The sequence below is a fragment of the uncultured Nevskia sp. genome (assembly GCF_903885465.1).
In the GTDB taxonomy this organism is placed as follows: domain Bacteria; phylum Pseudomonadota; class Gammaproteobacteria; order Nevskiales; family Nevskiaceae; genus Nevskia.
In genome coordinates, this window is record NZ_CAISIQ010000420.1 from 1 (window position 1) to 5,596 (window position 5,596).

At 65.1% G+C, this 5,596-nt stretch carries 6 protein-coding genes; 4 read left to right on the forward strand and 2 right to left on the reverse strand.

Annotated elements, in window-relative coordinates:
• From QZY06_RS16420 to QZY06_RS16435, 4 genes are all read left to right on the forward strand, one after another.
• Positions 1-598, forward strand: a 598-nt coding sequence (locus tag QZY06_RS16420) for an MBL fold metallo-hydrolase (protein ID WP_295686139.1), incomplete at its 5' end; no start/stop codon positions are given.
• A 4-nt stretch (positions 599-602) separates the two neighbouring features.
• Positions 603-2,375 (forward strand): SulP family inorganic anion transporter, encoded by a 1,773-nt coding sequence (locus QZY06_RS16425; protein WP_295686140.1) that lies wholly within the window; start codon positions 603-605, stop codon positions 2,373-2,375.
• A complete protein-coding gene (locus QZY06_RS16430; protein ID WP_295686141.1) occupies positions 2,372-2,818 on the forward strand; it encodes a YeeE/YedE family protein in 447 nt (148 codons plus the stop codon). Before QZY06_RS16425 ends, QZY06_RS16430 begins: the two co-directional genes overlap by 4 nt.
• A complete protein-coding gene (locus tag QZY06_RS16435; protein ID WP_295686142.1) occupies positions 2,815-3,237 on the forward strand; it encodes a DUF6691 family protein in 423 nt (140 codons plus the stop codon). The genes QZY06_RS16430 and QZY06_RS16435 overlap by 4 nt, the downstream gene beginning before the upstream one ends.
• A gap of 60 nt (positions 3,238-3,297) precedes the next feature.
• Here the strand turns inward: QZY06_RS16435 and ahpF are convergent, their stop codons facing one another.
• Both ahpF and ahpC read right to left on the reverse strand, forming a co-directional pair.
• Positions 3,298-4,887, reverse strand: a complete 1,590-nt coding sequence (gene ahpF / locus QZY06_RS16440; RefSeq protein ID WP_295686143.1) for an alkyl hydroperoxide reductase subunit F — start codon at positions 4,885-4,887, stop codon at positions 3,298-3,300.
• Positions 4,888-5,038: 151 nt separating this feature from the next.
• The coding region (ahpC, locus tag QZY06_RS16445; protein WP_295686144.1) for an alkyl hydroperoxide reductase subunit C at positions 5,039-5,596 on the reverse strand (558 nt) is incomplete at its 5' end.

Below are 5,596 nucleotides of genomic sequence, written 5' to 3' on the forward strand. Positions count from 1 at the left end.
AGAGCAGACGCAGCACTATCTCACTGCCCTCAATGACCTGGACCTGAAGCTGATCCGCGCCATCGATACCCATACCCACGCCGACCACATTACCGCGCTCGGCGATCTGCGCGATGCCACCGGCTGCGTGACCATCATGGGCGAATTCACCAAGGCGAGTTGCGTGTCCGAGCAGATTCGCGAAGGCGAGACGATCCGCATCGACGGCATTCGCCTGCAAGCGCTGTACACGCCCGGCCACACCGATGAATCGTTCAGCTTCGTGCTCGATCCCGCCAAACCCCGCGCCGTGTTCACCGGCGATGTGCTGCTGATCCGCGGTAGCGGCCGCACCGATTTCCAGGGCGGCAATCCGCACAAGAGCTGGGATTCGATCGTCAACAAGCTGTTCCGGCTGCCGGACGAAGTGACCGTCTACCCGGCCCATGACTACAAGGGCTGGAACGCTTCGTCGATCGGTGAGGAAAAGCGCCACAACCCGCGCCTGGCCGGCAAGACCGAAGGCGAGTACGTGGCGATCATGAATGGCCTGAATCTACCCAACCCGAAGATGATGGACATCGCCGTGCCGGCGAATCTCGCCTGCGGAAACACCTGAGCCGGTGAGCACCACGACGCGCAGCAAGCCAGGGCGAGGACTGCTGCCGCTACTCGACGATCTGCGCGGCGGGGACCGCGCGCAGTTCACCCAGGACGGCATCGCCGGCACGATCACCGCGATCCTGCTGATCCCGCAGGCGCTGGCCTATGCCCTGCTGGCCGGCCTGCCGCCGGAAGTCGGTCTCTACGCCAGCGTGCTGCCGGTGCTGGTCTACGCGCTGCTCGGTTCCAGCCGCACGCTTGCGGTCGGGCCGGTCGCGGTCGCGGCGGTGATGGTCGCGGCCGCGCTCACGCCCTATGCCGGCGGCGATCCGGCGAAGTACCTGAGCGGTGCGCTGATCCTGTCGGCGCTATCCGGTGCGATCCTGCTGGCGATGGCCGCACTCCGTCTGGGCTGGCTGACCCACTTCATCAGCCATCCGGTGCTGGCCGGCTTCACCACCGGTGCGGCGCTGTTCATCATCGGCACCCAGTTGTCGGGTCTGAGTGGCATCCCGGTGCCGCGCGATGTGCAGCTCGACGGCATCTTGCTGGCGCTGTTCAAGCAGCGAAGCGCACTCGATGCCGAAACCCTGGCCTTTGGGCTCAGCGCCATCGTGCTGCTGCTTGCCGCGCGCAGGCCACTGGTCGGCGCGCTGGGCAAAGCAGGCATTCAGCGCGAGCACGCGGTGATCATCGGCCGCACGGCGCCGCTGCTGCTGGTGATCGCCGCCACGCTGATCGCCGCCGCCTTTGATGCCCATGGCCGCTGGGGCGTCGCGGTGGTCGGCGACATTCCGAAAGGCATTCCTGCGCTGTCGCTGGATTTCCTGACCCAGGACGGCTGGCGGGTGCTGCTGGCGCCGGCGGCGATGATCGCGGTGATCGGCTACGTCGAAAGCATTTCGGTGGCCAAGGCGCTGGCATTCCGGCGTAACGAAAAGATCGACCCGGACCAGGAACTGATGGCGCTGGGTGCCACCAATCTGATCGCCGCCTGCGCCGGCGCGATGCCGGTGGCCGGCGGCTTCGCACGCTCGATGGTCAACTTTGATGCCGGTGCTCGCACCCAGCTCGCGGCCGTCATCACCGCGCTGTGGGTGGCGCTGGCCGCCGCGCTGTTCACCGGCCTGCTGGCCAGCCTGCCGAAAGCGGTACTCGCTGCGATCATCGTCGTTGCCGTCTGGCAACTGGTCGACTTCAAGCATCTGCGCCATACCTGGCGCTACGACCGCGGCGATGGCGCAGCCCAGGCGGCAACCATTGCCGGCGTGCTGCTGGCCGGCGTCGAGACCGGCCTGATGATCGGCGCCGGTCTGTCGCTGCTGCTGTTCCTGTATCGCACCAGCCGGCCGCATATCGCCGTGGTCGGCCAGCTTGGCGCCACCGAGCACTTCCGCAACGTGCGCCGTTTTGAGGTCCGTACCTGGCCCGGCGTGGTGATGCTGCGGATCGATGAAACCCTGTACTTCGCCAATGCGCCGCGCGTGGAATCCGAGCTGCAGGCGCACATCGTCGAGGCCGACCGGCCGCATGACGTGGTGCTGATCATGTCCGGCGTTGCCTATGTCGATACCAGCGGCCTGGAAGTGCTGGAAACGCTGGAGCAGGCGCTGAGGCAGGCGGGCGGGCGGCTGCATCTCGCCGAGGTCAAGGGCCCGGTGATGGATCGCCTCGCCGGCACCGATCTGCTCGCGCGGCTTGGCAGAGAACGCGTGCACCTATCGGCCCACGATGCCGCGCGAGCCATCGAAAACCCTATTCTTTCCCCACCGATTCCGGAGCTGATTCGATGAATGTGCTTGTTGATACCGATGCCTGGCTGCGCGCCGCGGGCGGTGGCCTGCTGATCGGCTCCGCGGCTGGCCTGATGATCATCTTCAACGGCCGCATCGCCGGTGTCAGCGGCGTGCTCGGCGGCCTGGTGCTCGATCGCAATAGCGGCGAACGCCGCTGGCGGACAATGTTCCTCGGCGGCATGGTCATCGGTGCCGCGGCGCTGACCGCGTTCGCGACGTCGCTCCCGGTGCCGCAACTGCAGACCGGCTGGCTCGGCATGGCCGCTGCCGGCTTGATCGTCGGCTACGGCACCCGCATGGGTTCGGGCTGTACTTCGGGCCACGGCGTCTGCGGTATCGCGCGCTTGTCGACGCGCTCGATCCTGGCGACGATCACCTTCATGGCTTTCGGCGTGATCACCGTTTACCTGATCCGTCATCTGCTCGGAGGTTCGGCATGAAGACCGCGCTGATCGCCCTGCTTTCCGGCCTGCTGTTCGGCGCCGGCCTCGCCCTCGGCGGCATGACCGATCCGGCCAAGGTTGCCTCGTTCCTCGATGTTGCCGGCCTGTGGGATCCGTCGCTCGGCTTCGTCATGGGTTCGGCACTGCTGATCACTTTCCCGGTGTTCTGGTGGGTGCGGCGCAGCCAGCAACCGCTGTTCGCCGAGCGCTTTCAGCTGCCGACCAAACGCGACGTCGACCGCCCCCTGCTGCTCGGCGCCGTGCTGTTCGGCATCGGCTGGGGCATCGCCGGCCTGTGCCCGGGCCCGGCGATCGCCAACCTCGCTTCCGGCTCGCCGCAAGTGCTGCTGTTCGTGGTGACGATGATTGCCGGCATGTGGCTGCGCGATCGGACTTCAGGCAGGTCCTTCAAATGACGTGACAGACAGCGAAAAGGCCGGGGGGCAAAGCCCGGCCCTTTCGCTCCATCACAAGGCTTACGCGGCCTTGCGCGCCGCTTCCGGCACCGCCATGCGGATCAGGTGATCGAAGGCGCTCAGCGCTGCCTTCGAACCTTCGCCCATCGCAATGATGATCTGCTTGTACGGCGTGGTGGTGACGTCGCCGGCGGCGAAGACGCCCGCCATCGAAGTTGCACCGCGCGCATCGACGATCACTTCGCCGCGCGGGCTCAGGTCCACCGAACCCTTCAGGAAGTCGCTGTTCGGCAGCAGGCCGATCTGCACGAAGATGCCTTCCAGCTCGACCTTGTGAATGTCGCCGGTACCGCGATCCTTGTAGTTCAGGCCGTTGACCTTGGTGCCGTCGCCGAGCACTTCGGTGGTCTGCGCCGACGTGATCACGCGGACGTTCGTCAGGCTGTTGAGCTTGCGCTGCAGCACCGCGTCGGCCCGCAACTGGCCGTCGAACTCGATCAGGGTGACGTGGCTGACGATGCCGGCAAGATCGATCGCTGCTTCGACGCCGGAGTTGCCGCCGCCGATCACCGCCACCCGCTTGCCCTTGAACAGCGGCCCGTCGCAATGCGGGCAATAAGCCACGCCCTTGTTGCGATACTGGTCTTCGCCGGGCACGTTCATCTGCCGCCAGCGCGCGCCGGTGGCGAGGATCACGGTCTTCGACTTCAAGGTCGCACCACTGGCCAGCACCACATTGACCATGTCGCCGTCGCTCGTGAGCTGGTCGGCGCGCTGCAGCTTCATCACGTCGACTTCGTAGTGGCTGACATGATTTTCCATCGCCGCAACCAGCTTCGGACCTTCGGTTTCCGGAATCGAGATCAGGTTTTCGATGCCCATGGTGTCGACCACCTGGCCACCGAAGCGCTCGGCGACGACGCCGGTACGAATGCCCTTGCGTGCGGCATAGATCGCCGCTGCCGCGCCGGCCGGGCCACCACCGACGATCAGCACGTCGTATGGCGCTTTCTCTTTCAGCTTCTCGGCTTCACGAGCAGCCGCACCGGTATCGAGCTTGGCGAGGATTTCATCGACGCCCATGCGGCCGGCGGCGAAAACTTCACCATTGAGGAAGATGCACGGCACCGACATCACCTGACGCGCCTCGACTTCCGCCTGGAAGGCGCTGCCTTCGATCGCGACATGCTCGATGTTCGGGTTCAGCACCGCCATGAGGTTCAAGGCCTGAACCACGTCGGGGCAGTTCTGGCAGGACAGCGAGAAAAAGCTTTCGAACTTGAGCGGCCCACCATTCGAACCGCGGAGCGACTTGATCGCCTCGATGGTGTCGGCACTGACCTTCGGCGGATAGCCTCCAGCCTGCAGCAGCGCCAGCACCAGCGAAGTGAATTCATGGCCGAGCGGCAGGCCGGCGAAGCGCAGGGAAATCTGCCCGCCGGGGCTGCCGATCGCGAACGAAGGCGCGCGGATCGCGGCGTCCTGCGTTTCGCGGACCGTGATCTGGTTCGACACATCGGTGATGTCGGCAAGCAGCGCGAGCATTTCGCGCGAACCCTCCGAGCCATCGGTGTTGGCAACGATCTCGAGCGGGCGGGTGAGGCGCTCGAGGTAGCCCTTCAACTGTTCCTTCAGGTCCTGGTCAAGCATGGGAATACTCCGTTCGAAATCGGTACTGGAAAAATAGGTAAAACGGGTTGTTGCAGGAAACAGAACGCCCTACCGCCACGAGTGGCAGCGGCAGGGCGCCGGTTGCAGCCAGTGCCGGGCCGACGTTGCCGTCGACCCGGAGCAGGATCGTTTAGATCTTGCCGACGAGGTCGAGCGACGGCTTCAGCGTCTTCTCGCCTTCCTTCCACTTGGCCGGGCAGACCTGGCCCGGGTTGGCAGCGGTGAACTGCGCAGCCTTCAGCTTGCGCAGCGTTTCCGACACGTCACGAGCGATCTCGTTCGAGTGGATTTCGAGCGTCTTGATGACGCCTTCCGGGTTGATGATGAAGGTGCCACGCAGCGCCAGACCTTCTTCGTCGATATGCACGTCGAAAGCGCGGGTCAGCTGGTGGGTCGGATCGCCGACCAGCGGGAACTTGGCCTTGCCGACAGCCGGCGAAGTCTCGTGCCAGACCTTGTGCGAGAACTGGGTGTCGGTGGTGACGATGTAGACCTCGGTGTTCGCCTTTTGGAACTCGGCGTAGCTGTTGGCGGCGTCCTCGACTTCGGTCGGGCAATTGAAGGTGAACGCAGCCGGCATGAAGATCACCACGGACCATTTGCCCTTCAGCGAAGCTTCGGTGACCTCAATGAACTTGCCGTTGTGGAAGGCGTTGGCCTTGAACGGCTTGACGGCGGTGTTGATCAG

Excerpts from the sequence above, each read along its gene's own strand:
- QZY06_RS16430 (WP_295686141.1), top strand. The coding sequence starts at position 2,372 with ATGAATGTGCTTGTTGATACCGATGCCTGGCTGCGCGCCGCGGGCGGT.
- ahpF (WP_295686143.1), bottom strand. The coding sequence starts at position 4,887 with ATGCTTGACCAGGACCTGAAGGAACAGTTGAAGGGCTACCTCGAGCGC.
- QZY06_RS16435 (WP_295686142.1), top strand. The coding sequence starts at position 2,815 with ATGAAGACCGCGCTGATCGCCCTGCTTTCCGGCCTGCTGTTCGGCGCC.